The sequence below is a fragment of the Providencia vermicola genome (genome assembly GCF_010748935.1).
GTDB lineage: Bacteria > Pseudomonadota > Gammaproteobacteria > Enterobacterales > Enterobacteriaceae > Providencia > Providencia zhejiangensis.
Genome location: NZ_CP048796.1, coordinates 2781249 through 2808150, shown reverse-complemented (window position 1 = coordinate 2808150; position 26902 = coordinate 2781249). Strand labels below are relative to the sequence as shown.

The window sequence follows — 26902 nt, the reverse complement described above, 5'->3', positions numbered from 1 at the left end:
AAATTTAGCCCAGGTGGTGAAATCGGTAGACACAAGGGATTTAAAATCCCTCGGCCTTTAGGCTGTGCGGGTTCAAGTCCCGCCCTGGGCACCAAATAAAAACCGCGTTGAATAACAACGGGTTAGGGAAAGAAAAAGCCACCTCTAAGGTGGCTTTTTTGCATCTGAAATTTGTCACTGAAAATCAAAAGTGGCAGCAAAGTGGCAGCAGATTGGCACCACTGGTTGTAACTACAGTATAGTTTTGAATGAATTTTACTATTAACAAACAGTGATCTCCATCACACTCTACAAATTAAATAATAGCTCGTTGTTCACTACATGTGTGAGGGATCACCGCATCCAACAGTTCAGTTTTAATTATGTATCGCGCCACGGACTCATGGCTAACAAAAGTAGTGCTGCAATTGATGTTTTGGCACTGATTATAATTTTCTTTGGTTTCGTTGGTGATATAGCGTGAGCTACGAATGCGGGTAGGTTCATTACAAATGGGGCATTTCATCATGATCCGGTTACCTTTTGCCATGATGTTGATATTAAGTCTATTGTACTGATATTTTATCCAGTAGTCATTCTGGTTTTGTATGATTATCAATCAGTCATTTCCATATCTGAAATTTTCACCTCTAATTCAAGCGCTGAAGTAAAGCCACTGTCGCTTAATGAATGAGACACTTTTGTGATTATCCATTCGGCGTTATCTATTTCAGGTTTAAAACCTTGCACTTTAACTGGCATTTCGGGATAGATATCGGCTCGGCCTTTGGCCAATTGAATGGAGAATGAGGCGACACCTCTTTGCATTTTTTCCCATGCGGCCTTAGCGGCTCGCTCGGCGTTCCCTTTATTTGCGTAAGTGTGTGAAAGGGTTAGCGTATTACCTTCCTCGCCAACAAGGTAATCACCTTGCGGCTCATCAACTTTAGTCTTGTCTTTTTGCTTAGTTTTCCGTTTACGCTTAACTTTCACATCATCTTTCTTTTGTGGTTTGCGCGTATTTAGCCAGCTTGCCACAACGCCGGTATAGGCACCCCTGTCAGCCAATGAAAAGCGGTACCCATCACCAATTGATCGCGTTAATAATAATGGGGGAATGGGGCGACCACTGGCAGTTTTACCACTGCCTTGTGGCATAAATAACAGCTGGCCATTTTTAATCGCGGCAATTGCGCCCTCTTGTTTGCCAAGTCGTGCCAGAAAAGAACCATCAGATTCGTTGGTTTGGTCGATGTGGGCTAATTTAACGTTGGCCAACTTATTTTCAATCATCGGCTCAACGTTATTTCGCTTGGCGATGGTTTTAATAATGTCACCAAGGCTTTTGTCATGATATGAGATTTCACGTTTTACATTGAGTGATGATCGGAAATCTGCACTACGGCCACGAATGGTAATTTTATCGGGCGCGCCACTGTATTCAATTTCATCAACAGTGAATTTGCCTTTAAATATTAGCGGCTCGTTTTTCCAACCCAAATGCAAAGAGAGCACTTCGCCGCGTTTAGGCAACATCATTTTGCCGTCAGCATCATCTATCTCAATGTCCAGCTGGTCAGCTTCAAAGCCGCGATTGTCGGTCATGGTGAGTGACATTAGCCGGCCTTGCAGCCGATCATTGATATTGACATCACCGGCGGCGAGCACATATTGCGGTACCGATTCAATACCGGTCAGAAAAAAATCACTCATGACAGCAATCCTCCAAGTCCATTTGCGACGGAATCGGTCAGCGTATCCAGTTGCTCGCTGATATTGCCGAACACCTCAGCGAGCGACTCATCAACGCGTTTAAGCGTTAATGTGAATTCAATTTTTCTGGCCGCACTGTCATGAAAGAAATCACTTTTGTTTTCATTGAGGTTCTCAATAACGTACATGCCGTAAATTGTACCGTCGCCACCAATAAACGACCACGCTTTACCAGTCTCTGCCATGGCCTGCAACATCAATAATGAATATTTGCCGCCGGTTAATTCAGGGTAAAGCGTACCAGATAGGGTCAGCCCATCATTTGACGCGCCCATAAATTGGAAGCTTGGCCGTTTGCCGATGCGGTTGTTATAGCCAAATCGAAATTGGTGCTCGCGTTGCATCCCCTGAAATGGTGTGGTGCGTAACTCAAATACGAATAAACCAAGTGCTGCCATGGCCATAATTAAAAGTCCTCACTGTCGCGGTAATTGCTACGCTGTGCAGCCTGCTGGCGTCGATAATAAGCGTCAATTTGTCGTGCGACCTCTTGCCCAATATCTTGTGCTGACTGGGTTGGTTGCGGGTAGATATTGATCACTGGCGCAGGTACCGGTTTTGATGATGGTGCACTTTGTTTCATACCGGCATTAACCGCGTAGGGGTGAATAGGTTTTGCGCTGACTGGCTGTGATAAGGTACCGAGTGTCATGGCTGCCGCCATGGCCATTGCCGCAGTATTGCGCCGACTGGTTACGCGAGCAGGCCCTTCGACAATTTCCGCGCCACGTTCGCCGACAATACCAAATTGGCCACGGGGTATGATGCCGCCACTATCAAACATACCGGCGCTCTTCATGCTAGCTTTGATCACTGTAACTTGATTTGACGCGCGTAATGCGCGCGTTTCATCGGATAGCATCCAATCCGGCATCAAATCCGTGGCCATTTTTTTGATTTCAGCAAATTGGGCTTTTAAGGCTTCCCATTTTTCAAGGATGCCATTTTTTAAACTATCAATGATCAAACCACCCACTTGTTTAAAGTTTTCAGGGAGGTTTTTGACGTTGTTAACGATTTCATCCCATTTATCTGAAATGGTTTTTTTAATGGTTGCCCACATTTTCAAGGTGACAGCGACAATGCTATCCCAATGTTTGTAAATTAAACCAACGGTTGTCCAGTTTAAAATAAAGTTTTTTGTCCATTCCCAAAACTGGGAAAAGGTTTGTTTGACCGCATCCCACACCACATTTGCATAGTGCGTTATTTTATCCCAATGTTGGTAAATTAAGCCGGGTGTTGTCCAGTTAAGAATAAAGGCTTTTGTCCACTCCCAAAACTGGGAAAAGGTTTGTTTAACCGCTTCCCAAACAGTATTGGCATAGCCGGTTATTTTATCCCAGTGGGGCGCGATCAAACCGACGATAGTCCACTTCATTAAAAAGCTTTTTATCCAGTTCCACGCAGCGGAAAAAAGCTGCGCTACTTTATCCCACAATTTTTTGACGTACGGCGCAATATTATCCCAGTATTTATAAATGAGATAAGCCGCTGCCGCGATGGCGGTAATAATCAAAATAATGGGGTTGGCCAATAATATTTTGCCGAGTGTCATAAATGCTGCGCCAACGAGCTTGATAGGCTTAATCAGCATGGTTAAGAAGCCACCGCCTTTAATGCCAAGCACCGATAGGCTAAATTTAGCCATAGCAAGTGGCCCTATCATTGCGGCGATCATTAACGAGATACCACCGCCAACAGCCAGCACTGCGCCTAACCCCAAAGTGATCATAGTAATTTGTTTGACTAACGCAGGGTTTTGCTTTGCCCATTCACCGAACCGAGATATAAGGCTTGTCACACTTTTTGCTATTTCACGAAGTGGGCTATCGGCACCACCGAATATTTGAATGCCGACGTCCTCATAGGCAGATGTAAGGTTTTTTAAGTCACCATCAAGGTTATCGGTCATGGTTTTAGAAACTTTCTCAGCCTCACCTTTTGCGGCTTTGATTTCTGCAATCATGCTTTGCAGTTCACCAGAGCCGGATTTATCCACTAAGACCGATAGCGCCGAAAACGCCTCTTCACCGGCGATATGTTTAAATAATCCCGCACGTTGAGCGGTACCCATTTTTTTAGTTTTCTTATCCAGCTCCGCTAAAATTGCGGGTAATTCGCGTAAATTACCTTTGGCGTCACGGGTTTGAATACCTAATTGTTTTAGGGCATCGGCGGCTTGCTTAGGTGGTTCGGCTAGTCGGCCAAGAATGGATCGCAAACTGGTACCAGCCATTGAACCTTGAATACCGGCATCGCCTAATTTGCCCGCAGCCACGGCAGCGGTTTCTAAATCGACACCGAGCCCCGAAGCAACCGGCGCAACATATTTCATCGTGTCGCCAAGCATAGTGAGATTGGTGTTAGACCGCGTAAACGTGGCGACAAGTGCATCACTGACACGGTTCATTTCATTAGAATTCAGCTTAAAGCCGGTCAAGATGTTGGAACCAATATCAGCGGTAGTGGCCAAATCAATATCACCGGCCAATGACATGGCCAGCGTGCCTTTCATGGCGTTCTGAATTTGGTCGGGCTTAAAACCCGCCATGGCATAGAAGGCTTGACCTTGTGCCACTTCATTGGCGGTAAATGCGGTTGTTGCACCCAGATCACGCGCTTGATTACGTAATGCTTTGTAATCATCGGAATCTTTATCAAGACGGGTTAGAGCCTGCACTTTCGACATGCCCACTTCGAAATCATAGCCTGGGGCCAGCACTTTTTTTGCCGCATAACCCATACCCACACCAGTAGCCGCCATTGCTGCACCCGCTCCCGCAATTTTATTGCGCGTGCCCATGGTTGATTGGTAGCTGCTACGCGCATTGGCCATTCGCCGCTCTTGCTCTGCGCTGCGCCTCAATTGTTGCTCTTGGCGCTGTAATTGTTGGGTTGTGCGTGAAATATCACTATTTAGCCTGCGTTGAGCTTGTCCTAGCTGATTCGTTGAAATGCCGTTAGCTTGTAATTCATTCCGTTGCCGCTGTACTGATTGTTGCAGCTCACCAAATTTATTTTTGAGTTTTGCCGCCTCTTGCTGGGCTTTTCTCAGTGCTTCGGTTTGCCGCTGGGTGGGATTCGCTGTTGCACTCATTTCACGAGCAAGTGCAGCCGCCCGTTGCGTGGCGGCTTGATATGCTTGCTGAGTTGTTGTGAGTTGCTGCTTTGCTTTGCGAAAGCCTTCGATTTGTCCGGCTTGCTGGTTTAACGATTTCAATGTATCGCGAGACTGGCGAATAGCACTCGCCAGTTTCTTATTTGACTCTTGTGCGCTACGAAATGGCCTTGTCAATTTATCGACGGCGTTTAGCACAACTTGTAAACGTAGATTTCTACTCATCACTATGTCCGCTTCGTTTGTATGCGCGATAACGCCATTCTAATAATTCAATCAAACTCATTTCGGCGGTGGCAGAAGGTGTCCAATGAAAAATGGTGGCAATGTCTGCCACCAAATCATCAACGGTTAATCGTTCTGGTAATCTGTGCGCATTGAGTTCGGTAGCAAAAAACTCACCACCTCAATCGATAGCAAAACCAAATCGGCTGGGTTCATGGCCATGATTTCCGGCTTGGTCAATGCCGGCGTGGTGATACGAGGGAGCACCTCAGACATGGATAAAACATCCATATCCATCAGCGCTTGCAAACGAACGCCGCGCAATGCGCCAGTGTTAGGCTTACGCACGACAATTTCAGCCAATTCAGATTCACCACGTTTAATTGGTTCGTCCAGTTTTACAGTAGCTTGTGTTTTTTTCACTTCGTCAGTCATGTGATTTTCCTTACAGGCCAATGGCGGCGCGTTGTTCAGCAAGACGGTCTACGCCGTCAACAATTTCGATCATGTTGATAATGTCGATTTCAACTAGCGGTGAGCCATCCCAAATCAGTTTGTAGTAGGTTGATTTAAAACTGAATTTAACTTGGGTGTTTTCACCTTGCTTGGCATTACCGGCGTCGATTTCAGACAAAAAGCCGCGTAATACCACCTCACAGGCATTAACTTCGCCGGTATCTTCGCGTTGATAAGCGCCAGCGAAACGGAGCATCACACCATCGACCCCAGAGATACCCCACTGTTTATAAATTTGTGCTTCGATACCGCCCAGTGTGATTTCGCTGTCTAACGCGCCATCATCTAAACCCATGCGGATATTTACCGCGCCCTGCATACCGGCGCCGCGATAGGTTTCTAATTTGCGGGTGATTTTGGGCAGCGTGATCTCTTCTGCAATGCCTTGCCAGTTGTCGCCATCGACAAACAAATTCATGCTTTTTAATTTGCGTGGTAAAGCCATGGTTACCCCTTAATATTGGATGCAAAATCCATCAAGTAGCGATCAGTGATACGCTGACGGAATGAGATATTTTCAGCAGGTGGTACCGGTGTATAGTCATAATCAATGGCTAATTTACCGTCTTTTAATTCGTCTTTGCCGTTAGCATCGGGATCAAACCAGCATTGACCACCCAGCAAATAACCGTTGGTGACTAAATTGCGCATTTTGGCATTGATGCCTTCGATAATGTCTTTAACCAGCGTTGGGGTCAGCGGCTTATCGACTGCCCACATGTGCGCTTCTGCCATGGTATCGGCGAGTACTTGTGCGGTACGGGTGTAGTTTTCAAAGGCGAACAGCGGATCATCAGAGCAGGTGCGAGAACCCCAAAAGCGAAAGCCATCTTCCCGAATCAAGGTGGTGACTTCGTTTTCATTGAGTAAACCGGCATCGGTAGCGGGGTTTTGCAAATCCCAAGATATGTCCGCAGAGATACCGGTGACACCGTTAACACCAACGTTTGAAAGCGTTTTATGCCAGCCAATATCCTGATCGATTTTTGCGCGCAGACCTAGCGCCCGTGCGCTAGCGTAAGCGATAGATTCCGAATTAGTGACCGTATCCCACGATACAAAATCAGGGTGGATCACCATTATTTCGCGTTGATTGAAGTTTTTGCGGTAGTCGAGGGCTTGAGAAATGGTTTTACAACCGTACGCGCTGACGTAAGCAAATGCGCGCAGCTCTTGCGCTATCGATGCCAGTTTGGTGGCAACGGCTTGCGTGTCGTGGCCGGGTACACCGATAATGCGCGGTTTGACGCCGGTGTGGTTTTTGGCGGTAAGCAGTGCCTGTAAACCGGTTTTCTGGCCAGTGTCAGACGTGCCGCCAATAATGTTTGATGTGGTTTCTACTTCGGTTTCGCCTTGTTCAACACGAACAACAACTGTGACCGGTGCGGTTTGGTCAGCGATCGCGGTCAATGAATGCGATAACGTGCCCGTTTTACCTGCCTTGCCAATGGCTGTGCGAATATCGGTAATCAATACCGGTTTGTTAAGTGGGAATACCGTTGCATCAGCATCGTCGGCGGTACATACCATGCCGACAATAGCAGTACTAACAGTGCGGATAGGGCGAGTACCGTCGTTGATTTCAACAACGCGCACGCCATGGTGATAATCTTGCGCCATAGAAGCTCCTTTTGGTGGTAGCTTCTATGGTGTTATTGATATTAAACGTTGTCGCGGGATTGGTGTTGTATGAGTGAAGGGTACAACAAAGGGGAACATACCCCTTGTTGTTATTCGGGTTTTTGTGGCCAATCGATATCATGTGCTAAAGAAGTATCAACACGATTTAGTAAAACGCGGTATTTTTTCCACTCTTTCAATAATGCAATTTCTTCATCAGTAGCAATATCGAGATCAACAGCATCTTGTAGAGGTGCAATCGCATTATTTGACTCTGCTAAAAGTGATTGCTTTTGCTGTTCGGCTTCTGCAATTAGCTGATCTTTAGATATAGGTGGGTTTAAATGTGCTTTAATCTCTTTTTCTGACATTTTCTTGAACAGTTTAATATTTTCTCGTATGTCAAAAATCGCAGGGGTGACAGCGTCATATTCAATTTTGAGTGGTTGATATTCTTGAAACACTTCATTGAACTCAAATAACTTATTATCTAGGTCAATCTTAGCAACTTCAATTTTTTCATTTAATTCATTAACATCATCTTCTGATAGACCATCATTGAATGAATCAATTAAATTATCAAAAGTATCTTGAGCATGCTGTAGGCTGTTCTGAGCGTCAAAAAATAGTGGCTCTTTTTCACTGATTAAAAACTCAAGCTCGGTCAATCGTGCAACTTGTGATAATTGCTCATCGTCATATGCATAAACAACATTTGTGGCTTTATCTTTGTAATAGTTCATTAGCTTAACTCCAGCCATTTAGTGATTGATATACCTGAGCCGCCCGATGCTGACACGGAATAACTTGCGCTCGGTGGTATAATGCAAGTCACGCATGCGTCTGCATTACTTCCGTAGCTTGATGATTGAAAGCTACCAACGCCTGTTATTGAAAGTTTAAGATTGACAGCGACTTGCGCAGATGATTGTGCAGCAGTAATGACAACTTGGATCGCTTTACTCGATGAGTTTGTGTAATTCGTACCTTGTGCTCTCGAACTCGTCACATCTTTCCAAATTTGACCAATTCCAAGCAGTCGGTCTGTCGTCGCTTTTTGGCTTAATACTTTTGTGGTTGATGAACCAATATCATTAGCAATATCACTAATGTTAATTTTATTTTCATTTAAGTATGCCGCAAGTGCAGAGGTAGGAACTGTATCAGCGCCAGCATCGGCAATTCTATTTGATAACTTTACGAGACCTTTCGTGCTTGTTGTCGCATCGGGTACCGATGAGAGCTTTTTCCCCAGCTCTTCATAGAGATAATATGTCACTAACGAAGAAGGAACAGTCTCCGACGTGTTATCACCCGCGCGGTTTGATATTTTAACGATGCCTTTTGTCCCCGTTGTTGCATCTGGTACCGATGACAATTTCTTTCCTAGTTCTTTGGCAAATAAGTCAAGACTTGGAACTTTATTCACATCGTTAGTAACTTGCTGGGAAATATTCTCTTTATCAAACTTTTTAAGTAGTGCTAAGTTGAAATCACTTGTACTCACTTTATTTAAATGTAAATAATTTGTTATCGCAGACGTGGGTACTGTCTCGGTTGTATCATCAGTTACACGATTTGATATCTTAACAATACCTTTTGTACCCGTTGTTGCATCAGGCACTGATGACAATTTCTTTCCTAGTTCTTTAGCAAATAAGTCAAGACTTGGAACTTTATTCACATCGTTAGTAACTTGCTGGGAAATATTCTCTTTATCAAACTTTTTAAGCAATGCTAAATTGAGATCTCCAGGTGTTACAAAACCCGTTAATTCAAGCCATTTATTTAGCTCACCATTGCTATTTTTCCTCGTCGTTATCCATGCTTTGCCGGCGTATGCATCAAATGCTAATAATGTTGGCCACTCATCAGGGCCAATTTGGAACACTTTGAATGCACTTTGAATAGGGGAATCCTCTGGATAAGGCGCGGATGCCCTAATACCACTACCTAGCCCACCCAAAACTTGTTCTGCAATGGGTTTATTTCCATTTAATACTAAAGGCTTGATATTAACTTTTTGAGCCAAATCGAATTGTATTTTTTTATCTAATACAGTGATTTCAGCATTCACATATTCACGCGTAGCAAGCACAACAGACGGATCAATCTTTAAGGTCACTGATTCGGTATGACTGACAATTAACACCATACGAATTGACTGTGTACGGCCTGAGCCTTCGGCAAGCTGTGGTTTGTAGGTTTCAGGACAGTTAGCAATAGCAATTAAATTGCCCGCTTTATCAAATAAACCAATTTCGCGTATCCACCAACCGCCGTCAGCTTCAGGAATGATTTGTTCAGCGATAATTTGGTTTTTATTCTTTTCATCAATAAACAACGTATTGATAGCGGCTCGGCGCTTTTCAGCAATCAGTTTCGTTTGATTGGTGTCTGGCGTAGGTAATGAGCCGCCGCCATCACCGACGGCCATGTGGGTTAACTCTATTTTTGTGCCCAAGGCGGTTGCCTGAGCGAGTAAGTTCTCACCTAATTTAGTGAGCAGAGCAAAGTATTTCATTGTGGATTAATCCTCATTTCATCAATTAAGTGAACAGCCGCGCCGCGAACGTCAAGGCCAGAAACCGAAATTAAAGGCGGTGTATACGCGTAAACAGTGAGTGAATCACCGGTGTAGCTAGATGCCCCGCAATAAAATTCACCGCGTGTTTCCAGTTGAATAGTGAGCCCAGCCAAATGACGGCTCGCTGGCTTGGCATCAAAAATTAGTGCTTCTAACTCTTGATACATCTCTTCTGTAATGCCAGTTTCCAACACTCCAATATCAAGGCGAAACGTGCCGGCGGTTTCGTTTGTTTTCCACCACTCAACAACGCGAATCAAATAACCGAGCGGCTCAACCACGCGGCGTAGTGCGCCGATAGTGCCCTTGTGTTTATGAATAAACATCGCGGCTTTAATTGCGTCACGTTTGGCTTTCTCCGTCCAGTTTTTATCCCATCGGTCAACGCTAAATGCCCATGCCAAATACGGCAATAAATGCACAGGGCATGAATCAGGACTCCAAAGCTCACGAATGGGAATAGGTACACGTTCGATTTGCGCGCAAGCTTCGGCGGCGGCGAGTTCTAATGTTGATGAGCCGGTAGGCAGTAAACGATTATTCATCGGAACCACCCAGCGATACGTTAATATTGGTGCAGTAGCTGGCCTGTGTTTTGTCTAGCTTGATATCAGCAACCGGCTTTTTGATTTCGACACGTTGCACACCTTGAACATGCAGCGCCGCATAGATGGCGCTCAGCACAATGTCACGGCCTAACCTGTGCTGCTGAGTGGTGTAGCGTTTTAATTGCGCCTCAGCAGCGGCGGTAATTGGCTCGTATTCAGGTGAGGGATAGCAGTAGATCACAGCATCAATTTCATAGTTAATAATGGTAGCTGATTGAACCGTGACACGGTCTGCCACTGGCCTAACATCTTCATCGTTTAACGCGATATCGACTTTTTCAATTAAATCCGCCGGTGCGCTACCGTTCCCCTCACGAGATAAAACTGTCACCGTGACATACGCCGGCGCAGGGCTGATCACAGAGGCATCAGCTACCCGACCATCGGCGCTACGTGCATGATGTTCGTAACTACCAACGGGACCGGCAACGCTAAGCCCCTCAAATGCACTTGGAATACGTACGCGCAGGTCAGCATCGGATTCATAAACCGGCGGGATAGGCGGAACGGCATTAGGATCACCGGCTGATAGCATTAGGCGTTTCACATTATTGTTGGCTGCAAGTTGGTCTAAATCGCTACCAACGGCAAAAGCTACCATGCTAGCTCGCGCGGCCTCATTGATGCGCTGGCGTAATATCAATTCGCGATAGCTGTTTTCTTGCAATAGCTTAGTAAGCGGCTCCGATTCAAGCGCTAACGTGCGAGCAATCGCGCCTCGTAGTTCTTCGGGCAGCGCAGCAATTAAGGCATTTTTTCGCTCTGTAAAAATCAATTCAAACTCTAATGATTCAACGACATCCGGCGGCGGCAATTGGCTTAGATCAATTGTTGGCATGGTTTACCTCACGGGTACTGAAAAATTAAATGATTGTTCAGTGCCAGAAAAGACACCGCTTAAGTCAACGACAATACTTGCAGGTGTTGGCGATGAAATAGTGAGTCGCTGAATTTGAATACGCGGTTCCCATTGCAGTAGCGCGGTATAGCAAGCCGCCATTAGTTGTAATCGCAACGCGTTATTGTCGGGCTGGTCAATCAAACGAAATAACAATGAGCCATACGAGCGACGCGCGAGCCGGCTACCGATTGGCGTGACTAAAATATCGCGCACTGATTGACGAACATGGTCAATGTCGGTGATGTGTTGGCCACTTGTCGCACTTAAGCCTAAATATTTCATTGCGGGTTACCTGTTGAGTCACCACCTGAGCGCACACCACCATGAGTATGGGTATGCAATGTGATACCGTTCGATTTGATTGCGCCGCCTTGGTGATTAAAGTTGCCGGTCATTTCGCCACCTTTTTGCACATTTAACGTGGCACAGGTGAGGTTGTCAGAACAAATAACAGTGGGTGTATTGAATTGGATTTGCTCACTGGCGTTAACTGTGACAACGGGTGCATTGGCGGTGATCTGTTCGCTGGCGTCAATCAATGCGGTTTTAATGCCAACGGCTTTTAAGGCACCGGTTGCCGGTTCGTACTCAATCACCGCACCGTCAGAATAGGTCACATGGTTGGCGGTCAATGAATCGGTTGGCTCGCTATGCTCATCCGAAAAAATACCGGTCAATACAATACCGGTGGTCAACTCACCGCCAATCGAAAATATCACCACTTGTTCACCAACAGACGGCGCCCAAATGTGACGCGCTGCACCGGCTCGCTGGGTTATCCACGGTAGCCAGTCAGTTTGTAAGTTTCCGGTTTGCACCCGACAGCCACGGTGAATATCGACATCAATCACAACGCCGGTGCGGATCAGGTTTCGGATTAAACGGAGTAACTCCGCATTTTTCGTGTTTGGGTTCATGGTGACAGCCTGCCCGAAAACATGGCGTGAATGCATCGGCTTAGTGTTGTAAGCCGTGGGCTTACAACATCAGGAGGCGAGATAGTTAATAAGCAGAGTTTCAATATGGCGCACATCTTCGGGGGTAAAACCAAGCAACTGACGGGCGGGGTATTGAATATCCAGATTACGCAGTTTTTCTTTTAAGCCATATTGATGGATGGCGGCGATGTTAGCCGCAGCCGGCGCAAAATAGATTGCCGCCTCGTTTTCATTGGCAAAGGTGCGCATATAACGCGCAGTGGCGAGGCGTTTAAACATGCGAGCCTGTTTACTTTTCCCTTTGATTTTGACGCGGTCTTTTTTGACTGAAATAAAACGCTGAATATCGCTTTTTCGAAATGAACGAGCGCCGCCTTTATCCACATCAAAGCCGATGATCATGTTTCTGCTTTGTCGCCAATTTTTTAAATTACGCTGTTGGCCACGCCAGATAAAACGCATTTCACGCTTAACGGTAATAAACTGTGCTTTGCGTTTGGTAAAGGCGCTGCCATCAGGGTTTTTCTGTTCGCGAATACGTTTGATTTGGCTTTTACGTAAATCACGAACCAGTAACCGCGACAGTTTTTTGCGCTCAGATGGAGAGACTCGGGCAAGCAGGCCAGCGAGTTCGTGATTGAGTTCGGTGAGCGCATCATCCATACAGGCTATCCCATTCGTGGGCTGGGTCTACGGGTTCACTGACCGCTTCAACGTGATATTTACCGTCTTTGTTGGCGACAATGACACGCTCTGTCAGTTTTAAATCAATACTGATATTGGCACTTTGGCTATTGAGAATGTCGGCTTCAAAGCGAATGCCGGTTGAGCGTTTATCGGGGTTTGCCAAAATATCGGGCTGATGTTCTTTTAGCCACTCGATCACTACGGCAAAAACAATATTTTGGTCATCAGGAAAGGCTTCAATAATGATATTTAGGCTGTAGCTGTACTCATAGGAAAGCGAAGGCTCCATGGTTGCGATGATGCTGCCATCATCAACAAACAAATAGAGCTTTTCAGGGTTGCTTTTGAGATAAGGGATTTTTTGGCACAGCCGATTTTTAATGCTGTTCAGTTTTTTCATTTTGCCTTGCGTCCTCTATGTCTTCGATAGCCATCAGCTGTGTGTTGGCCTGCTCTAAGTCTGCCAGCAAGGCATTAACCCACAGCGCCAAATCACAGTAGGTTATAGATTGTCGGGCAATGATGGCAGTACTGGCTGGGTCAGTGTTTTCGGCAAGGGAACGCATTGCGCTGGCACGTAAACGGTAGGTGTTGTTGAGCAAGCTGTCAGCAATATCACGAGGCACAGGCAAATCACAGGTTGGCTCTTTTTTAAGCAGGGTTTTGTATTCAATTTTTCTTTCCTCGGCGTCAGCGCGCTGCTGAATACCCCGCGATGAAGCACTGGCGGCAATCTGATTAAAGCGCTGAAACTGTAATGACTGGTCGGCAATAATGTGCTGTTGCATCGCAAGTTCACTTGCGAGTTGGTTATTTGCATTCACTAAACGCTTGCGGGATGCTTCGCTTTTGTCCAACAAAAAGATAAGCCATCCCACAAGGAATATACTAATGACAGCCAATGTCAGTGGCGTTTTACTCATAACAGGCTGTACGCTTTTTCAAATTGTTGCTGGCTATAGGGTTGCTGGTTACTGTTTTCAACCTTGATAATCGCCTTGCTTATTTCAAATAAAACGGCTTTATCTTCCAATGTTAAACAGTCATCAGGACTGACATTGAGGCTATTGGCTACTGCCTGAATATAGTTCTCAGTATGGTTTTCAATGGGTGGTGCATAGCGATTAATCACTACGCGTATAGAACACAGGCCATGCAATTTTTGATAATTGAGTAGTAATTTAAACAATGCGCGCAATCCCCAAACAGGATCCGTGAACTGGCAAAAACTACGGTCTGTTTGCTGTTCGCTTAGACCTTGCCATTTAGCCCCATGGCGAATATTTCCGGGGTTGTGATTACGTATGCCTCGTGGTGTCATTTATCCCCCAATCGTTTGTTAATCATGCGGTGCGCGATATCTCGTATTTTCTCAACACCTAAAAAACCAATTGCCCCGCCAATCATGCCGGAGGCCGCTTCAGGGATACCGATAAACTCAGCACCACTGATCACCGCCCAAGAAAGTGCGCCACACAATAAACATTCGGCCCATTTATTTTTACGGGTATCACCGTCATAAATAAAAATGGCGTAGCGAATAAATATGGCTAATGCGACACCAGATAATTGCGGCCATGCGTTTTTCAATGCTTCGAAAATTTCCGTTAAATGTTCTTTCATCGTTTTCATACCATCCCCCTATTGAGGGTGTTATTAATCCCATAGTTGGATCAGGACTTTTTGCGGCGGCTCGGTGATATCAGGGAGTTCAACTAATGTGCCATGTTGTAAAATAGCGCCCATTTCCGCTAAACGCGGGTTAAGCTCTAAGGCTTTTTCGACCATGCCCGCCGTTTGCCCCAACACCCGAAAACACAGTGCATCCAGCGTTTCGCCTTGCAGTGCCGTCACTTTCATATCAACTCACTTTCATATCAACTCACTTTCATATCAACTCAACAATGTTGTGTGATTGCCCCTTGATGCGCTGAATTGCCCACTGCACATCACGCCACAGTTCATCAATTGTGGTACCTAGACCCTCGGCTTTTTTTTCACCGCTGTTAGTGGTATCAACATCGCGGTAACGTTCGGTCAAATTGGCTTTGGTTTGGCTGTAAACGGCTCGGCGATAAAGTAGAACTAATTCACTGTCATCATTGATAAAATCAGCCGGCACTTTATCCATCGAAATATAGCCGTTGGTGATTTGCGTTTGTCGCCAGTTTGCCAACTCACGATTGATTTCAATAATGGCGTTAGTGATCGCGTGGCGAAGGCGTTCAGGCGTGACCTTGCCATCTGTTAACATAGATTGCTGATAATCCCGCGCGTGAATATCGGGAAAAAAATCACCACTGTGAAACACCTCATCAGTGATGTTCTGTGATTGCGTGGATGTAAAATCCATACTGACACCTCTTAATAGGTGGGCGGTGGACAGAGGCGTTAACCTAAGTTGTGTCTCTGTGCCGCCCTAGCGCGGTGGCTCGTTCTGTAATGTAGTGTTGGTTTGTTGCTGCTTTTCTAAGTATTTTTCTAGCTGTCGCAAATCTTGTTTCACACCAACACGATCATTTAACTCAAGCGCACGCAACCATGAGCACGTCGCTGGTTGCGGCTGGTTATTGTCTCGCTGTGCATAGCCTAACCATTTGTAAAGATTCGCTCGCACCTGGTCTGGCATATCTTCATCAATGGTTAATTCCATTGTGCGAGTTAAGACATCTAATGGGATTGGGTTTTTGGCTACATATTGCTTTTCTGCCTGATCGGCAATCTCTTCTGCGATAGCACAACCCGTTGTTCGGGTGTGCTTTTCAGGCATATTCAGGTTATAACGCAAAGCATATTCAGCAATATCTAGCGCACCGTGCCAATCGCCGGCGTCGACACGCCAGAGCATCACGCGCATAGTGACATCATCTTGTTGTCCTTTTCCGCTGGCTAAAACACCCGCGACCCACGGTGCATAATTGGGTAGCATTTCCCGCTTCACGCTGGCTTTACGTTCAAATGACTGAATGCGCTTTAGCCGGCGGCGGTCAGCGTTCATCATTAAGACCATTTGGGTATAAGCCGAGCTAGTTTGTGTGATGGGATCGCGCTGTTGCGCGTCCTTTTCGGCACTCATGCGGATAACGTGACGACGAAAAATGCTATTACTCACTATGCGCTTTCCTTTTCTGTCTCAGTTTCTTCCTTTTCAGGCGCTTTGACTTGTGCTGTGAGCATTTCGATATTTTCAATCAAGGCCACGCCGCGATAGTCTTCAACCACATAAGCCTCATTGACTGACTCGTAGTTTTCGATTTGATCGCGTTTTGGGTTATCAATAATGTGACGGCGGCGGGTCTCGTTTTGCCAGTAAATAGACAAGTTATCAAGGCGAGTGATGAATAGTGCGTTTTCAGGGAAATACGGCGCACGAACAGCTTGTAAACCACCAATCCGTTTTTGGCTGATGATCATATCAGCGGCCAGTTTTTCGCTGTTTTCTTGGTCTTTATTGACAAGTGGGAAATATTTATCGCTCAGCAGCTTACGACCACAAATCACAACAATTTCGGTGTCATCTTGGTACTCTTCATCAATCAAATCATCAACAGCACTCATAACCAGTGCGTCGAGGTTGGAGAAGTCACCACCGATACCAACACGAATAGTTTTTGAAATAACTGCGCCGTTCTCATCTTTGACGTCACTCACGACATGCTCAGGGGCATCATTGCGGACTTTTTGCAGCCAACCAATATTCACGTCTTGCAGCAATTTATTCACTTCACGGTTAGATTTTTTGGCGCGAGTAACACCATTAAAACCAATCATGATGCGGTCAAGCGCTTGGCGGCGAATGATCGCGTTACGAATGCGCAATTGGAAATCTTTGAATTTCGCCCACAAATCCAGTTTTTGATATGTCAATGCAGTATCAAAGTTCGTTTGTTCACATTTATATTCAATATCCGTTAGTGAACTAGGGTCTGTCGGTACTCGGTCTTCTTTTGTCGTGTCGGTTGTACCGGCAATAGTGGAGCCTACTCCCAAACCGATCACTTGCCCTGATTGTTCATCAACAGGAACGACATTAATCATGGTCAGGAAAGCGGCGCTTTGCTGAATGTTATCTTCCAGTTTTTGCGCAATTGACGGATTCACTTCAACTTTTGTTGAAAGTGCCTCTGTCTCCACTTCTAACAATGAGGCTAGTTGAGTCAAAAATGCATTAAATTGAAATCGGGTATGTTTTTTCATGTCTGTTCTCAAATTAGGGGCTAATTAGCAATCCGTCAGATATTCCGCTGCCGGTGCACCACTATTGCCCAGCGATTGAGGGCGTTGTTTGCCGCTGTTATCAGTGTTGGTTAACTGGGTTTTTAGTTCAGTCAGTTCAGTGCGTAGTGCTTTCAGTTCATCGCTGTCTTTTTGGCAATCGTTTAATTGCGCTTTCAGGGTAGTGACCTCGGCTTGTACGTCATCAATGGTTTTTGCGCACAGCTCAACGCTTTTATTGACGTCCGTAAAACGGGCATCATCGTTTTTACTTTTGCGGCCAATAATTTCAGTAATACGAGCAAATAGAGATGGACCTTTTGGCTCTTCGGGTTGTTCGTCTTCAAACTCAAAAAGCGTCTCTTCAGCCGCAGTGAAAACGTTGTCTTTTGATTGTTTGCGTTCTGAAAGTGGGTGAGTGCCACTGTTTTGACTGAATTGCAGCATTTCAGTGCCAAGACTAGCAGGGCGATCAGTGACCGCGAGGCCAACTAAGTAAGCCTCGCCAGTATCAGAAAATTTCGGGCTAATCTCGACAGAGGTATAAACTTTTTGGCGTTTTTGGTTCATTTGGATCAGGTCGTCAGTCGGCGATAACTTTGCATAAAGCCCTAACTTGCCCTTTAGTGCGCCTTCAGTGATCTCTTCGGTATAGACGGAATCCACATCACCAAAACGCGGCATCCATTCATAATTTAAATGCTCAAGGTTAATGCGCGCACCGTAGACCTTCGGATCGTAATTCTTTTCAATTTCAGTTAACCAATTGCGCGGTACTGTGCGGCCATCGGTTGTAGCCCCCTCAACACAAATACGCACTGGCTTTGTTTTTTTCGCCATTTAATGACTCCATCAGTCACATCAGAATAATAGGCTTATGGTTCCAGTGTTTACATGACAGAGACAATGATTCGTTGTTGTAAAGGGGGGAGGTACAACACAAGGCGAGCGCGCGGAAGAATGGCGACCAGTAATCTGACCGCATGAATACATTACACGATTTTGAACCCCGTAAACGCGCGATGCACCTGTATTTTAATGGGTACAGGATCGCACGTATTGCTGAACTGCTTAACGAAAAATCAGCCACAATTCATAGCTGGAAACGGCGCGACAAGTGGGATGACATTACGCCGATTGAACGTGTTGAAATGACACTGGAAATGCGGCTTTGTACCTTGCTAGGCAAAGAAAATAAGGAAGGCAAAGACTTTAAAGAAATTGACTTGTTGTACCGGCAAGTCGAACGTCACGCAAAAATCCGCAAATACCAAAACGGCGGTAATGAAGTTGATTTAAATCCGAAGTTGGCCAACCGCAATGCCGGCGAACGCCGCGCACCCGATAAAAATGTATTTAGCGAAGAACAGATCGAAAAGTTAGAAGAGATGTTTCGTGAAAATATGTTTGCGTACCAAAAAACATGGTACAGCGCAGGGCATAAACACCGAATTCGCAACATTTTGAAATCGCGTCAAATTGGGGCGACTTATTTTTTTGCTCGAGAGGCGTTTATGGATGCGCTGATCACAGGGCGAAATCAGATTTTTTTATCGGCGAGTAAGGCTCAAGCGCATGTATTCAAAGGATACATCATTGATATGGCGCGAGAGGTTGATGTTGACTTAAAAGGTGATCCGATAGTTTTGCCTAATGGCGCAACCCTGTATTTTCTCGGTACCAATGCACGGACAGCACAAAGTTACCACGGTAATTTATATTTAGATGAGTTCTTTTGGATACCTAAATTTCTTGAATTGCGCAAAGTGGCCAGCGGTATGGCGATGCATAAAAAGTGGCGTCAAACCTATTTTTCAACACCTTCAAGTCTCACACATAGCGCGTACCCGTTCTGGTCAGGAAAATTATTTAATCGCGGTCGCTCTAAAGCTGATCGCATAGAGATTGATATTAGCCATAGCGCACTTGCCGCCGGCAGACTGTGTGAAGATGGTCAATGGCGTCAAATTGTCACCGTGGAAGATGCGATAAAAGGCGGCTGTAATCTATTTGATATTAATCAGTTAAGGCTGGAATACAGCCCCGATGAATATCAAAACTTACTGATGTGTGATTTTGTTGATGATATCGCATCTATTTTCTCGCTAGAGCTAATGCAGCGCTGCTTAGTTGATAGTTGGGATGCATGGGAAGACTTTCAACCTGAAATGTACCGGCCTTATGGATATCGTTCTGTTTGGATTGGCTACGACCCCGCCAAAGGTACAGAAAATGGTGACAGTGCAGGTTGCGTAGTGATAGCGCCGCCATCCATGATGGGCGGCTCATTCCGCATTCTTGAACGCCATCAATGGCGCGGTATGGACTTTCGCGCTCAAGCGGAAGCCATCAAGCAACTGACCGAACGCTATAATGTCGAGTATATTGGCATTGACTCAACCGGTATTGGCCACGGTGTTTATCAATCTGTTTTAGAATTTTTCCCGCAAGCCCGTGAATTTGTCTATAACCCTGCGATGAAAAATGCATTAGTGCTTAAAGCATGGGATGTGATCAACAGCGGTCGCTTAGAGTTCGACGCTGGGGATACGGACATTATTCAATCCTTTATGGCCATTCGCCGCTCAACAACGGCTAGCGGTAACCGACCAACATATGAAGCCAGTCGCAGCGAGGACGCCAGTCACGCCGATTTAGCATGGGCAACCATGCATGCTTTGTTCAATGAACCGATCACGGGTGACAGCACCCAACATCATAATATCGTGGAGCTTTACTAATGAGCCGTAGAAATCGTAAAAAACAAAATCAATTGCAAAACACTGGCGGCGTAGAGGCGTTCACATTTGGTGAGCCGGTTTCTGTTCTTGATAGCCGTGAAATCTATGATTACCTTGAATGTGTAAGGATGGAGAATTGGTACGAACCGCCGATTAATTTTAATGGATTATCAAAAGCGTTTCGTGCCGCGCCGCATCACAGCAGTGCTATTTATGTCAAACGCAATATTTTAACCAGTACTTTTAAGCCACACCGACTACTAGACCGACAAACGTTCGACAGCTTTTCACTCGACTTTTTGATGTTCGGTAATGCATATCTTGAAGAACGAACCAATCAACTCGGCGGGCTATTAAAATTCAAGCATACACCGGCGAAATATACGCGCCGAGGTACCGATGACGAGCAATATTGGTTTGTGAAATACGGCTATGAAAGTGAGCCGTTCGCATTCAATCAAGGTAGCGTATTTCATTTGATAGAGCCGGATGTGAATCAAGAGCTTTATGGCCTGCCTGAATACTTGGCTGCACTGCCATCAACATTGCTCAATGAATCCGCAACGTTATTTCGTCGCCGTTATTATCTGAATGGTAGCCATGCTGGTTACATCATGTATATCAGTGATTCTTCGCAATCCCCCACAGATATAGAGAATATTCGTAAAGCAGTACGTAGCAGTCGAGGACCAGGCAATTTCCGTAATCTGTTTTTGTATGCACCGAACGGCAAGAAGGACGGCATTCAAGTTATGCCCTTAAGTGAAGTCGCGGCCAAAGATGAATTTTTGAATATTAAGAATGTCAGCCGTGATGATATGTTAGCAGCGCATCGGGTACCACCACAAATGATGGGTATCATTCCACAAAACACCGGCGGTTTTGGAGATGTTGAAAAGGCGGCAAAGGTATTTGTGCGCAATGAACTAATACCGCTACAGGCCAAGATGAAACAGTTAAACGACTGGTGCGGGGAAGAAGTAATACAGTTTGAGCCGTATAAGCTAGATGATGATAACGATTAAGTTAATGACAATAGAATAAATATTACCGCCCACCGAGGCGGTATTTTTTCGCCTACATGTAGGTGATCTTGATGGCTCCTATAATAATAAGACCCCACGATATTATATCAAAGTGGCACTGCCAAGACGAATCCGCAGAAATCCCCCCTCACTAATTAGCGAATTAAGCGCGCTGTACGCCACTGTAATCAGCGCAAAAATAATTGCTGCTGTGGCATAAATAATTGATTTTAACGCCTCTGTGACGCTGAGATTTTGCGGACGGATAATTAACAATAAACATGTCGCCGCGCAATCGTAGCCCCGCCACGCCTGCCCACTAAATAGAGCGCTTTTCATGCAGGTGCAAGAGATCGTCTGAGGTGCGCTAGTGCTGGCGCTTTGCGCGGGTTACGATCCTTGTTTAAACTTGCGGAATGGGACGGGAAATTGCAAAATTTTATTACACTATATAGATATATAAAGTACACATTTTTCTGTAGTCTAATAAAACAAATTAATTGAATTTCAAGAGGAAATATGAGTATTTTTGCCAGTGAAACAAAAAATCAACACTTCGTATCTCAAGTAGAACAAAGAGAAAACTCTTGCAACAAGAACGCTAGCAATAAAAATCAAGAAATATTTAAATACACAAGAGTAGATGAAAGCCAATTTGATGACGGGAAACGAGTAAAAATATCAACTAATCAAAGTGATTTTGATTTATTCACGTTAGCAAAAAAAGACAGCCAAAGGAAAAATCTTGAAAATTTAATGGGTAATCTAGAAAGTAATTATCTGACAATAGTAGATAAAATAGAAAAGTCTTGTGAAAACCACAAAAATGGTGTAAATATTTTCTTTACAGAGATAGATGATATAAAAAAAGTCTTAGAATTGAAATTCTTAACTCGATTTAGAAACCCATACCTAATAAAAGAAACGTTACGCTTAATTTCTTTTACCAAAAATTTCATATTAGATGATGACCGTCATCTTGAAGCACTTATCGCTTTGCATAAGGCTGAAAACAATATTGATTTTTTGAGTAAAAAATACGGCGTAACAAAGGATGAATATATATCTTGGTTAAACACTCTAGTCGGGTTATTGCTACCGATAAAAGGAGGAAGCCTTCTATCAGGAATGGTTAATGAGTTTTTTGAAGCGTCAGAGTTCGGGAAAAAAGTTTTCATTTATTACTATGATAATGAAGGTGTTTTGCTTCCTGACTGCGGGACATTAGACATTGCAGAAAGTGACATGATTACCTATGGATTTAATTTAACATCTAAAATTTTTATACTGCTCGCTATGCCTGTATGTAAAGATATTGCCTCTTTTAAAGTAAAACAGAGGTCTGATGCTGAAATGAATCAGTTAATCAATGACCTGAAAATCAAATACCCAAACATAACAAACGAAGCTATACAGCGTTACTTAGAGTTTGAGAAACAATTTAATGCTAAAACAAGCATCACTTACGCAGGAAATAACACTCAAATGCTTGATGTTTTTAATTTTGGCGTTAAGAGACTTTCGAAACAGTATTACTTTTCTTCATCAAGTAGTTAGTTACAGATATTTATTTCATATATTTTTTTATCTGCCTACCTATCCATTCACCAACAGGGACGCTTACACCATTACCTATCTGTTTGTAAGCGTCAGTTTGGCTAACAGGAAACTGAAACCAATCAGGAATACCTTGTAATCTCGCATATTCACGAACTGTATATGGGCGAACGCCCATAGCAAAATTTTTGTCTACTACTAACCGAGTACTTTTATCTTTTGCGTAATGAGCTATGCATGTTGGTGCTATATCATCACGAGCCGGATCACTGATAATAGGTAAATCTCTATAGCTTCCATTCATGCGAGAATAAACGGATTTCGGTATTGTAATGTGAGGCTCTTTTTCTAAAATTTCAGCTAAGCGAATTGGTTTAAAGCTCTCAGGTGCTTGCGGTGAAAAATATCGTTTTGTTCCAATAATAATTAACCGGCTACGTTTTTGAGGTAACCATGTTTCAGACTTAATTGGACAAAACACGTTCACATAGTAGTCTGGCATTTTTTGCATAGCTTCCATCACCACGGGAAAAGCCTTCATCCCTGGTACATTTTCAACTACATAAAATTCAGGTCGAGCAATTGCCAAATGTCTCAACGCATGTAAAAAAAGTTCATCGCCGGTTCTAGTGCCGTGAATATCAGAAATTGTGCTGTACTTGGTACATGGGTATGTAAAAATCATACCATCACAAGAATCTTGTTCAAGTACCAACTCTTGGGTTAAGTCGCACTCTTTTATGTGATTTCCTAGATTGTGCCGGTAAGTTTTACAGGCTGCGTTATCTATTTCGAATGCTTGCCCAATATTGATACCTGCTTGTAATAAGCCTATGTCCATCAAACCGCCACCACAAAAATATGAATTTACCGTAACCATTCCTAACCCTTTTTCATTTTCTCAATGCGCGCCAGCGCCGCGGCGCAACGTTCCCGACTCCGTTGTAAATCCGCCTCTTTTTTCGCTTTAACTGCCTGAATTCGTTCTTTTATGGCTAATTCCGACTCAATAACCCGCACTTGTCTACCGTCAAACCTGAAAATACGGTCATCATCTTTGATGGCCATACCTCTAATAAACATGTTGGCCATAGTTTCAGTTGGCAGATCAACCCCTGTTTTCTGCATAAAACTGCAAATTTCTGGCCTTAATTCGCTTTCCTCTTCATTTAATTCAATTCGTGATACTTGCCGCTGCTGCCTACCCTGTGAAATTTCGCTTCCTGCCGCGTTCTGAGCATCTGTTTCAATAAAGGCAAAACCGTATTCCTCTATGTTGCATACTTCACCAGAGCAACGCTCTGGCTCGTAAAATTGCACATCTGATAGATTGGATGTGATCCGCGATCTACAGTTATTGACAGGACTCCGAGGCGCGCCGATGGCGCTTTTTAAAAGACCATCGTTCGCAGCATCGGTGTTTTTCTTCACAATCTTGTATTGCCTTTCACGCGTTTTGAGTGTTGGTTTGCCGGTTGCGAGCTGGTTATAAATACCTACCACTTTCTGCACCTCTTCGCCGTATGTGTTTACATCACTGACTTCACGTGCAACTCGTATCGTTTCTTCTTTACGACGAATACATGGCCCACCTTGCGACATCACATATTCAAAGAAATCACCACCATCGGCAGCGGCGCGAACACGCTCCGCAACATCACCGAGCTGATCCGCAATCGAAACGCCTCGCGGAAGCCGACGACACTCGCGATAAGCACCTTTTGAGGGAAGTTTATAGAATTGAAATTGCGGTATGCGCCATGTTGAAGCCCAAGCAGTAACCGCTGCTGCCATGCTTTTTAAATCTTTGCCGGTTTCGTGGTCTATCTCGCCATCAAGCGCATAACCATCAATATTTTTAGCGATATACTTTGCAATGTAACCCACAGCACCGCCGCGATTCATGTGCTTACATTCGAAACGGTACTTATGTGCGCCGGCCTCGTCACCATCTTCTTTTAAAGCGCGTTTACGCATAATCTCAATGGCTTTTGCACGGCTGGCTTTATCAACAAATAACAGCATATGCCAATGTGGTGTTCCATCATGATGCGGCTCAACAACACGAACACCATAAACATTAATGTTATTGTCATTAAATGCAGAACGAATACGCGACCAGACTTTGACTAAGTACTGTTGTCCGTCCTTCGGTGTGTATGCTTCATTTTTCCATTTACTATTAAGCACAGCGATCACGTCTTTTTTACGTTTGCGTAGCTTTGTTGGGTGATATTTAGAAGGGCAAGTCATGGTAATAAACATACCGATATCGCCACGTTCTTTCGCTACACGTTCAATACCGGCCATTTGCGCCATTAATTCCATGCGACGAATTTCAGGGTTTGAAACACTTGCCATCACTTTATCGAACAGATCAAACCGCTCACCCGTTTCAACGTCTTCAATATCCATGCCTTGTAAATACTGCATATTAGATAAACGTTGCTCTTGCACAGCTCGAATTGCTTGTTTACTGGCGTAGGGGGTGCGATTCTGACAAACATCCATATTTGCGATCATCAAGGCTTCAAGCCATTGGGTACGATGGGCTTTTAATTTGCGATACCAATAATCTGTATTGGTTAGGCGCTGGATAGCGGAAATAACTTTGCGAACATCTAAATTTTGCTTTTTTTTGCCTCGTTTGCGATTTTTAAGTACACGACAATAGGCTTGATAGTGAAGCGGTGATATATGCAGCCCTTTTGCTAATTCAGCTAAACGACCATAGATTTCAGTTTGTGTTGAATCTTCATAGATAATTTCACGATCGCCGTTATGGTGTTCGGTCAGCGTATCGCAATACTTTTCATATAAATCGAAAAAGCCGGCAGCGATAGTCTCCGCAAGCTTTTTTACGGGTTTATCACTCAGATCAAACAATCTATTGAATTGGCTTACTTCGACAGATAAGCGAGTAGAAAGTGTCAATAATGCTTTTGCACTCATCTCATAGCGTGAGCTTACAGCGTTCAAGCGCGGCCAAATTTGCTCATGAAAACGGAAATACAAAAAATCATGCGCTTTGCGTAAGCCTTTTTCTTTAACGAGGTTTTCATAGTGCTTTTGATAGCGGTAGCGCAGAACGCGCGGCAAGGCTTCTATGTCATTTAAAATCGCTTGCCCCTGAACGACTTGTTCACGGGTAAGCGGTCTCTCTACATCAGACTTGTAATAACCATTCTCTTTAGGCTTATTCCACGGATACGGAAATACCACATCCGCAGTATAAGTTAACGGTTGCTGCGTAAAATCTAATACCTTAGACATTTAGCGCACCACCCAAGGTTTCAGGCCGTAATACGTTGATGGCCGTTTCACAACGACGGGAAATAACATCTACTGCTTCACGGTAAACATCTAATGTTTTTATGCCTTTTCCTTTCACGTTTTGGACGTGATAAGAGGTCAATTCAATAGCCAGCATCCACGGATCAGAATGACAACATACAAGGCTATAGCTACGCTCAAAGCGATTAATTTCAAGTAATCGCCAAATGACTTTATTATTTTCAGTATCAACATGGCGCTGAATAGCAAAACGTGTACCGCTAATGTACACGCCGTTTTTAGGATCAAGTTCCATTACATGACCCCCTCTAAAACAGCAACAATTTCTTTGGCCGGCTTGCGGTTGCCTTTTGCTGATATAGTACGAGGCGCATCTATTTCATGGATTGTGAAACCTAAATCAGAATAAAGCTCTTTGGCATCAGGTGAATTAGAAACCGTGATCGGATTGCCTTGGATATCATTAATATCTTTTAGAGCTATTGCTAACGCTTCGTGGTCTGCATCAGAAAAACCGGCAGTGTGATATTGAGTGAAACCTTCACCCATATATGGTGGATCGCAGTAAACACCATCATCAAAATCAACGAGTGAAAGTGTGTCTTTCCAATCAAGGCAAATAATATCGGCAAGTTGTGACTTTTCAGAAAATGAAATAATTTCATTTATTGGGTAGTACGGTTTTTTGTATCTACCATAAGGCACATTAAATTCGCCTTTAGAATTATATCTGCATAAGCCATTAAAACAGTGTCTATTCAAATATAAAAAACGAAATGCATGGTTAAAACTATCTGAAGGTAAAATGTTAAACAAAATACGTTGGGCTTTATAATTAAACTCAGTATTCAAGTTTGACCACTCAAGCTCTTTTTTTAAAAAATATTCAATATCATCTTGAACCATTAAATATAAATCTATTAAATCCTGATTTACGTCTGCAATTAAATACTGCTCATAATCAGTATTCATCATCACTGCGCATGATCCGGCGAACGGCTCGACTAGACGCTTTGCCTTTGGTAGGTGTGGGCGTAGCTGTTCAATAATGCGAACTTTAGAGCCCGCCCATTTCAAGATAGTTTTATTTTTCATGCTATAACTTTTCCTCGACG

Annotated in this window: 31 protein-coding genes and 1 tRNA gene; 4 read left to right on the top strand and 28 right to left on the bottom strand. The window is 44.2% G+C overall.

The window, feature by feature from the left end; genetic code table 11:
* Nucleotides 1-7 precede the first annotated feature (7 nt).
* Nucleotides 8-94 (top strand) — tRNA-Leu (locus G3341_RS12715).
* Nucleotides 95-295: 201 nt separating this feature from the next.
* Here G3341_RS12715 and G3341_RS12710 read toward each other — a convergent pair.
* From G3341_RS12710 to G3341_RS12595, 24 genes are all read right to left on the bottom strand, one after another.
* On the bottom strand, nt 296-508 hold the full coding sequence (locus tag G3341_RS12710; RefSeq protein ID WP_163862265.1) for an ogr/Delta-like zinc finger family protein: 213 nt from the start codon (nt 506-508) through the stop codon (nt 296-298).
* An 86-nt stretch (nt 509-594) separates the two neighbouring features.
* Complete coding sequence (locus tag G3341_RS12705) at nt 595-1692, bottom strand: phage late control D family protein (RefSeq protein ID WP_163862262.1); 1098 nt, start codon at nt 1690-1692, stop codon at nt 595-597.
* Nucleotides 1689-2150, bottom strand: a complete 462-nt coding sequence (locus G3341_RS12700) for a phage tail protein (RefSeq protein WP_163767912.1) — start codon at nt 2148-2150, stop codon at nt 1689-1691. The genes G3341_RS12705 and G3341_RS12700 overlap by 4 nt, the downstream gene beginning before the upstream one ends.
* Nucleotides 2151-2158: 8 nt before the next feature.
* Nucleotides 2159-5098: a phage tail tape measure protein gene (locus G3341_RS12695; RefSeq protein WP_163862259.1), complete on the bottom strand. Its 2940-nt coding sequence runs from the start codon at nt 5096-5098 to the stop codon at nt 2159-2161.
* Nucleotides 5091-5159, bottom strand: coding sequence for a GpE family phage tail protein (locus tag G3341_RS20970; protein ID WP_423811247.1), 69 nt, complete (start codon nt 5157-5159; stop codon nt 5091-5093). The genes G3341_RS12695 and G3341_RS20970 overlap by 8 nt, the downstream gene beginning before the upstream one ends.
* Before the next feature lie 65 nt (nt 5160-5224).
* A complete protein-coding gene (locus G3341_RS12685; RefSeq protein WP_163862256.1) occupies nt 5225-5533 on the bottom strand; it encodes a phage tail assembly protein in 309 nt (102 codons plus the stop codon).
* A 10-nt stretch (nt 5534-5543) separates the two neighbouring features.
* Nucleotides 5544-6059 (bottom strand): phage major tail tube protein, encoded by a 516-nt coding sequence (locus G3341_RS12680; protein ID WP_163767839.1) that lies wholly within the window; start codon nt 6057-6059, stop codon nt 5544-5546.
* A 2-nt stretch (nt 6060-6061) separates the two neighbouring features.
* The gene (locus G3341_RS12675) at nt 6062-7234 is read right to left on the bottom strand and encodes a phage tail sheath protein (RefSeq protein ID WP_163862253.1); all 1173 of its coding nucleotides are present in this window, start codon (nt 7232-7234) and stop codon (nt 6062-6064) included.
* A gap of 110 nt (nt 7235-7344) precedes the next feature.
* Nucleotides 7345-7977 (bottom strand): tail fiber assembly protein, encoded by a 633-nt coding sequence (locus G3341_RS20900; RefSeq protein WP_348273350.1) that lies wholly within the window; start codon nt 7975-7977, stop codon nt 7345-7347.
* Nucleotides 7977-9758: a phage tail protein gene (locus G3341_RS20735; protein ID WP_244316430.1), complete on the bottom strand. Its 1782-nt coding sequence runs from the start codon at nt 9756-9758 to the stop codon at nt 7977-7979. The genes G3341_RS20900 and G3341_RS20735 overlap by 1 nt, the downstream gene beginning before the upstream one ends.
* Entirely contained in the window at nt 9755-10366 is a 612-nt protein-coding gene (locus tag G3341_RS12660; RefSeq protein WP_163862249.1) for a phage tail protein I, read from the bottom strand. The genes G3341_RS20735 and G3341_RS12660 overlap by 4 nt, the downstream gene beginning before the upstream one ends.
* Complete coding sequence (locus tag G3341_RS12655) at nt 10359-11267, bottom strand: baseplate assembly protein (RefSeq protein ID WP_163862246.1); 909 nt, start codon at nt 11265-11267, stop codon at nt 10359-10361. Before G3341_RS12655 ends, G3341_RS12660 begins: the two co-directional genes overlap by 8 nt.
* A gap of 3 nt (nt 11268-11270) precedes the next feature.
* Nucleotides 11271-11612, bottom strand: a complete 342-nt coding sequence (locus tag G3341_RS12650; RefSeq protein ID WP_121875247.1) for a GPW/gp25 family protein — start codon at nt 11610-11612, stop codon at nt 11271-11273.
* Nucleotides 11609-12247: a phage baseplate assembly protein V gene (locus G3341_RS12645; RefSeq protein WP_163862243.1), complete on the bottom strand. Its 639-nt coding sequence runs from the start codon at nt 12245-12247 to the stop codon at nt 11609-11611. The genes G3341_RS12650 and G3341_RS12645 overlap by 4 nt, the downstream gene beginning before the upstream one ends.
* Before the next feature lie 69 nt (nt 12248-12316).
* Nucleotides 12317-12931 carry a phage virion morphogenesis protein gene (locus tag G3341_RS12640; RefSeq protein WP_163862240.1) on the bottom strand — a complete coding sequence of 205 codons (615 nt, stop codon included), beginning with the start codon at nt 12929-12931 and terminating at the stop codon, nt 12317-12319.
* Nucleotides 12924-13355, bottom strand: a complete 432-nt coding sequence (locus G3341_RS12635) for a phage tail protein (RefSeq protein ID WP_163862237.1) — start codon at nt 13353-13355, stop codon at nt 12924-12926. Before G3341_RS12635 ends, G3341_RS12640 begins: the two co-directional genes overlap by 8 nt.
* Nucleotides 13333-13878, bottom strand: a complete 546-nt coding sequence (locus tag G3341_RS20545; protein ID WP_208852750.1) for a DUF2570 domain-containing protein — start codon at nt 13876-13878, stop codon at nt 13333-13335. Before G3341_RS20545 ends, G3341_RS12635 begins: the two co-directional genes overlap by 23 nt.
* Nucleotides 13875-14276 (bottom strand): structural protein, encoded by a 402-nt coding sequence (locus tag G3341_RS12625; RefSeq protein WP_121875172.1) that lies wholly within the window; start codon nt 14274-14276, stop codon nt 13875-13877. Before G3341_RS12625 ends, G3341_RS20545 begins: the two co-directional genes overlap by 4 nt.
* On the bottom strand, nt 14273-14587 hold the full coding sequence (locus G3341_RS12620) for a phage holin, lambda family (RefSeq protein ID WP_409097264.1): 315 nt from the start codon (nt 14585-14587) through the stop codon (nt 14273-14275). Before G3341_RS12620 ends, G3341_RS12625 begins: the two co-directional genes overlap by 4 nt.
* Before the next feature lie 24 nt (nt 14588-14611).
* Nucleotides 14612-14815, bottom strand: a complete 204-nt coding sequence (locus G3341_RS12615; RefSeq protein WP_121875173.1) for a tail protein X — start codon at nt 14813-14815, stop codon at nt 14612-14614.
* 28 nt (nt 14816-14843) lie between these two features.
* Complete coding sequence (locus tag G3341_RS12610; RefSeq protein ID WP_163862233.1) at nt 14844-15308, bottom strand: head completion/stabilization protein; 465 nt, start codon at nt 15306-15308, stop codon at nt 14844-14846.
* Between the two features lie 66 nt (nt 15309-15374).
* Nucleotides 15375-16067 carry a phage terminase small subunit gene (gpM, locus tag G3341_RS12605; RefSeq protein ID WP_163862231.1) on the bottom strand — a complete coding sequence of 231 codons (693 nt, stop codon included), beginning with the start codon at nt 16065-16067 and terminating at the stop codon, nt 15375-15377.
* Nucleotides 16067-17152, bottom strand: a complete 1086-nt coding sequence (locus tag G3341_RS12600; RefSeq protein WP_163862228.1) for a phage major capsid protein, P2 family — start codon at nt 17150-17152, stop codon at nt 16067-16069. The genes gpM and G3341_RS12600 overlap by 1 nt, the downstream gene beginning before the upstream one ends.
* Nucleotides 17153-17176: 24 nt before the next feature.
* On the bottom strand, nt 17177-18010 hold the full coding sequence (locus tag G3341_RS12595; protein ID WP_163862225.1) for a GPO family capsid scaffolding protein: 834 nt from the start codon (nt 18008-18010) through the stop codon (nt 17177-17179).
* A 143-nt stretch (nt 18011-18153) separates the two neighbouring features.
* Between G3341_RS12595 and G3341_RS12590 the strand changes: the two genes are divergently transcribed.
* From G3341_RS12590 to G3341_RS12580, 3 genes are all read left to right on the top strand, one after another.
* Entirely contained in the window at nt 18154-19911 is a 1758-nt protein-coding gene (locus G3341_RS12590) for a terminase ATPase subunit family protein (RefSeq protein ID WP_163862221.1), read from the top strand.
* Nucleotides 19911-20936: a phage portal protein gene (locus G3341_RS12585; RefSeq protein WP_121875179.1), complete on the top strand. Its 1026-nt coding sequence runs from the start codon at nt 19911-19913 to the stop codon at nt 20934-20936. Before G3341_RS12590 ends, G3341_RS12585 begins: the two co-directional genes overlap by 1 nt.
* 519 nt (nt 20937-21455) lie before the next feature.
* Nucleotides 21456-22493: a hypothetical protein gene (locus tag G3341_RS12580; protein ID WP_163862218.1), complete on the top strand. Its 1038-nt coding sequence runs from the start codon at nt 21456-21458 to the stop codon at nt 22491-22493.
* Nucleotides 22494-22503: 10 nt separating this feature from the next.
* Here G3341_RS12580 and G3341_RS12575 read toward each other — a convergent pair whose 3' ends face one another.
* Genes G3341_RS12575 through G3341_RS12560 form a run of 4 tightly spaced genes read right to left on the bottom strand, consistent with a single transcriptional unit; the run spans nt 22504 to nt 26882 of the window.
* A complete protein-coding gene (locus tag G3341_RS12575; RefSeq protein ID WP_163862215.1) occupies nt 22504-23373 on the bottom strand; it encodes a DNA cytosine methyltransferase in 870 nt (289 codons plus the stop codon).
* 2 nt (nt 23374-23375) lie between these two features.
* Nucleotides 23376-25766, bottom strand: coding sequence for a replication endonuclease (locus tag G3341_RS12570; RefSeq protein ID WP_163862212.1), 2391 nt, complete (start codon nt 25764-25766; stop codon nt 23376-23378).
* Entirely contained in the window at nt 25759-26082 is a 324-nt protein-coding gene (locus G3341_RS12565; RefSeq protein WP_163862210.1) for a DUF5405 family protein, read from the bottom strand. Before G3341_RS12565 ends, G3341_RS12570 begins: the two co-directional genes overlap by 8 nt.
* The gene (locus tag G3341_RS12560; RefSeq protein WP_163862206.1) at nt 26082-26882 is read right to left on the bottom strand and encodes a DNA adenine methylase; all 801 of its coding nucleotides are present in this window, start codon (nt 26880-26882) and stop codon (nt 26082-26084) included. The genes G3341_RS12565 and G3341_RS12560 overlap by 1 nt, the downstream gene beginning before the upstream one ends.
* Nucleotides 26883-26902 lie beyond the last annotated feature (20 nt).

Coding starts and splice junctions, on each gene's coding strand:
- G3341_RS12700 (WP_163767912.1), bottom strand. CDS start 2,150: ATGGCAGCACTTGGTTTATTCGTATTTGAGTTACGCACCACACCATTT.
- G3341_RS12660 (WP_163862249.1), bottom strand. CDS start 10,366: ATGAATAATCGTTTACTGCCTACCGGCTCATCAACATTAGAACTCGCC.
- G3341_RS12590 (WP_163862221.1), top strand. CDS start 18,154: ATGAATACATTACACGATTTTGAACCCCGTAAACGCGCGATGCACCTG.
- G3341_RS12710 (WP_163862265.1), bottom strand. CDS start 508: ATGATGAAATGCCCCATTTGTAATGAACCTACCCGCATTCGTAGCTCA.
- G3341_RS12610 (WP_163862233.1), bottom strand. CDS start 15,308: ATGGATTTTACATCCACGCAATCACAGAACATCACTGATGAGGTGTTT.
- G3341_RS12625 (WP_121875172.1), bottom strand. CDS start 14,276: ATGACACCACGAGGCATACGTAATCACAACCCCGGAAATATTCGCCAT.
- G3341_RS12640 (WP_163862240.1), bottom strand. CDS start 12,931: ATGGATGATGCGCTCACCGAACTCAATCACGAACTCGCTGGCCTGCTT.
- G3341_RS12570 (WP_163862212.1), bottom strand. CDS start 25,766: ATGTCTAAGGTATTAGATTTTACGCAGCAACCGTTAACTTATACTGCG.
- G3341_RS12575 (WP_163862215.1), bottom strand. CDS start 23,373: ATGGTTACGGTAAATTCATATTTTTGTGGTGGCGGTTTGATGGACATA.
- G3341_RS12645 (WP_163862243.1), bottom strand. CDS start 12,247: ATGAACCCAAACACGAAAAATGCGGAGTTACTCCGTTTAATCCGAAAC.
- G3341_RS12675 (WP_163862253.1), bottom strand. CDS start 7,234: ATGGCGCAAGATTATCACCATGGCGTGCGCGTTGTTGAAATCAACGAC.
- G3341_RS12620 (WP_409097264.1), bottom strand. CDS start 14,587: ATGAAAACGATGAAAGAACATTTAACGGAAATTTTCGAAGCATTGAAA.
- G3341_RS12680 (WP_163767839.1), bottom strand. CDS start 6,059: ATGGCTTTACCACGCAAATTAAAAAGCATGAATTTGTTTGTCGATGGC.
- G3341_RS12560 (WP_163862206.1), bottom strand. CDS start 26,882: ATGAAAAATAAAACTATCTTGAAATGGGCGGGCTCTAAAGTTCGCATT.
- G3341_RS20545 (WP_208852750.1), bottom strand. CDS start 13,878: ATGAGTAAAACGCCACTGACATTGGCTGTCATTAGTATATTCCTTGTG.
- G3341_RS12685 (WP_163862256.1), bottom strand. CDS start 5,533: ATGACTGACGAAGTGAAAAAAACACAAGCTACTGTAAAACTGGACGAA.
- G3341_RS12585 (WP_121875179.1), top strand. CDS start 19,911: ATGAGCCGTAGAAATCGTAAAAAACAAAATCAATTGCAAAACACTGGC.
- G3341_RS20900 (WP_348273350.1), bottom strand. CDS start 7,977: ATGAACTATTACAAAGATAAAGCCACAAATGTTGTTTATGCATATGAC.
- G3341_RS12615 (WP_121875173.1), bottom strand. CDS start 14,815: ATGAAAGTGACGGCACTGCAAGGCGAAACGCTGGATGCACTGTGTTTT.
- G3341_RS12650 (WP_121875247.1), bottom strand. CDS start 11,612: ATGAAATATTTAGGCTTAAGTGCGACAAGTGGCCAACACATCACCGAC.
- G3341_RS12635 (WP_163862237.1), bottom strand. CDS start 13,355: ATGAAAAAACTGAACAGCATTAAAAATCGGCTGTGCCAAAAAATCCCT.
- G3341_RS12655 (WP_163862246.1), bottom strand. CDS start 11,267: ATGCCAACAATTGATCTAAGCCAATTGCCGCCGCCGGATGTCGTTGAA.
- G3341_RS12595 (WP_163862225.1), bottom strand. CDS start 18,010: ATGGCGAAAAAAACAAAGCCAGTGCGTATTTGTGTTGAGGGGGCTACA.
- G3341_RS12695 (WP_163862259.1), bottom strand. CDS start 5,098: ATGAGTAGAAATCTACGTTTACAAGTTGTGCTAAACGCCGTCGATAAA.
- G3341_RS12565 (WP_163862210.1), bottom strand. CDS start 26,082: ATGGAACTTGATCCTAAAAACGGCGTGTACATTAGCGGTACACGTTTT.
- G3341_RS20735 (WP_244316430.1), bottom strand. CDS start 9,758: ATGAAATACTTTGCTCTGCTCACTAAATTAGGTGAGAACTTACTCGCT.
- G3341_RS12600 (WP_163862228.1), bottom strand. CDS start 17,152: ATGAAAAAACATACCCGATTTCAATTTAATGCATTTTTGACTCAACTA.
- G3341_RS12580 (WP_163862218.1), top strand. CDS start 21,456: ATGAGTATTTTTGCCAGTGAAACAAAAAATCAACACTTCGTATCTCAA.
- G3341_RS12705 (WP_163862262.1), bottom strand. CDS start 1,692: ATGAGTGATTTTTTTCTGACCGGTATTGAATCGGTACCGCAATATGTG.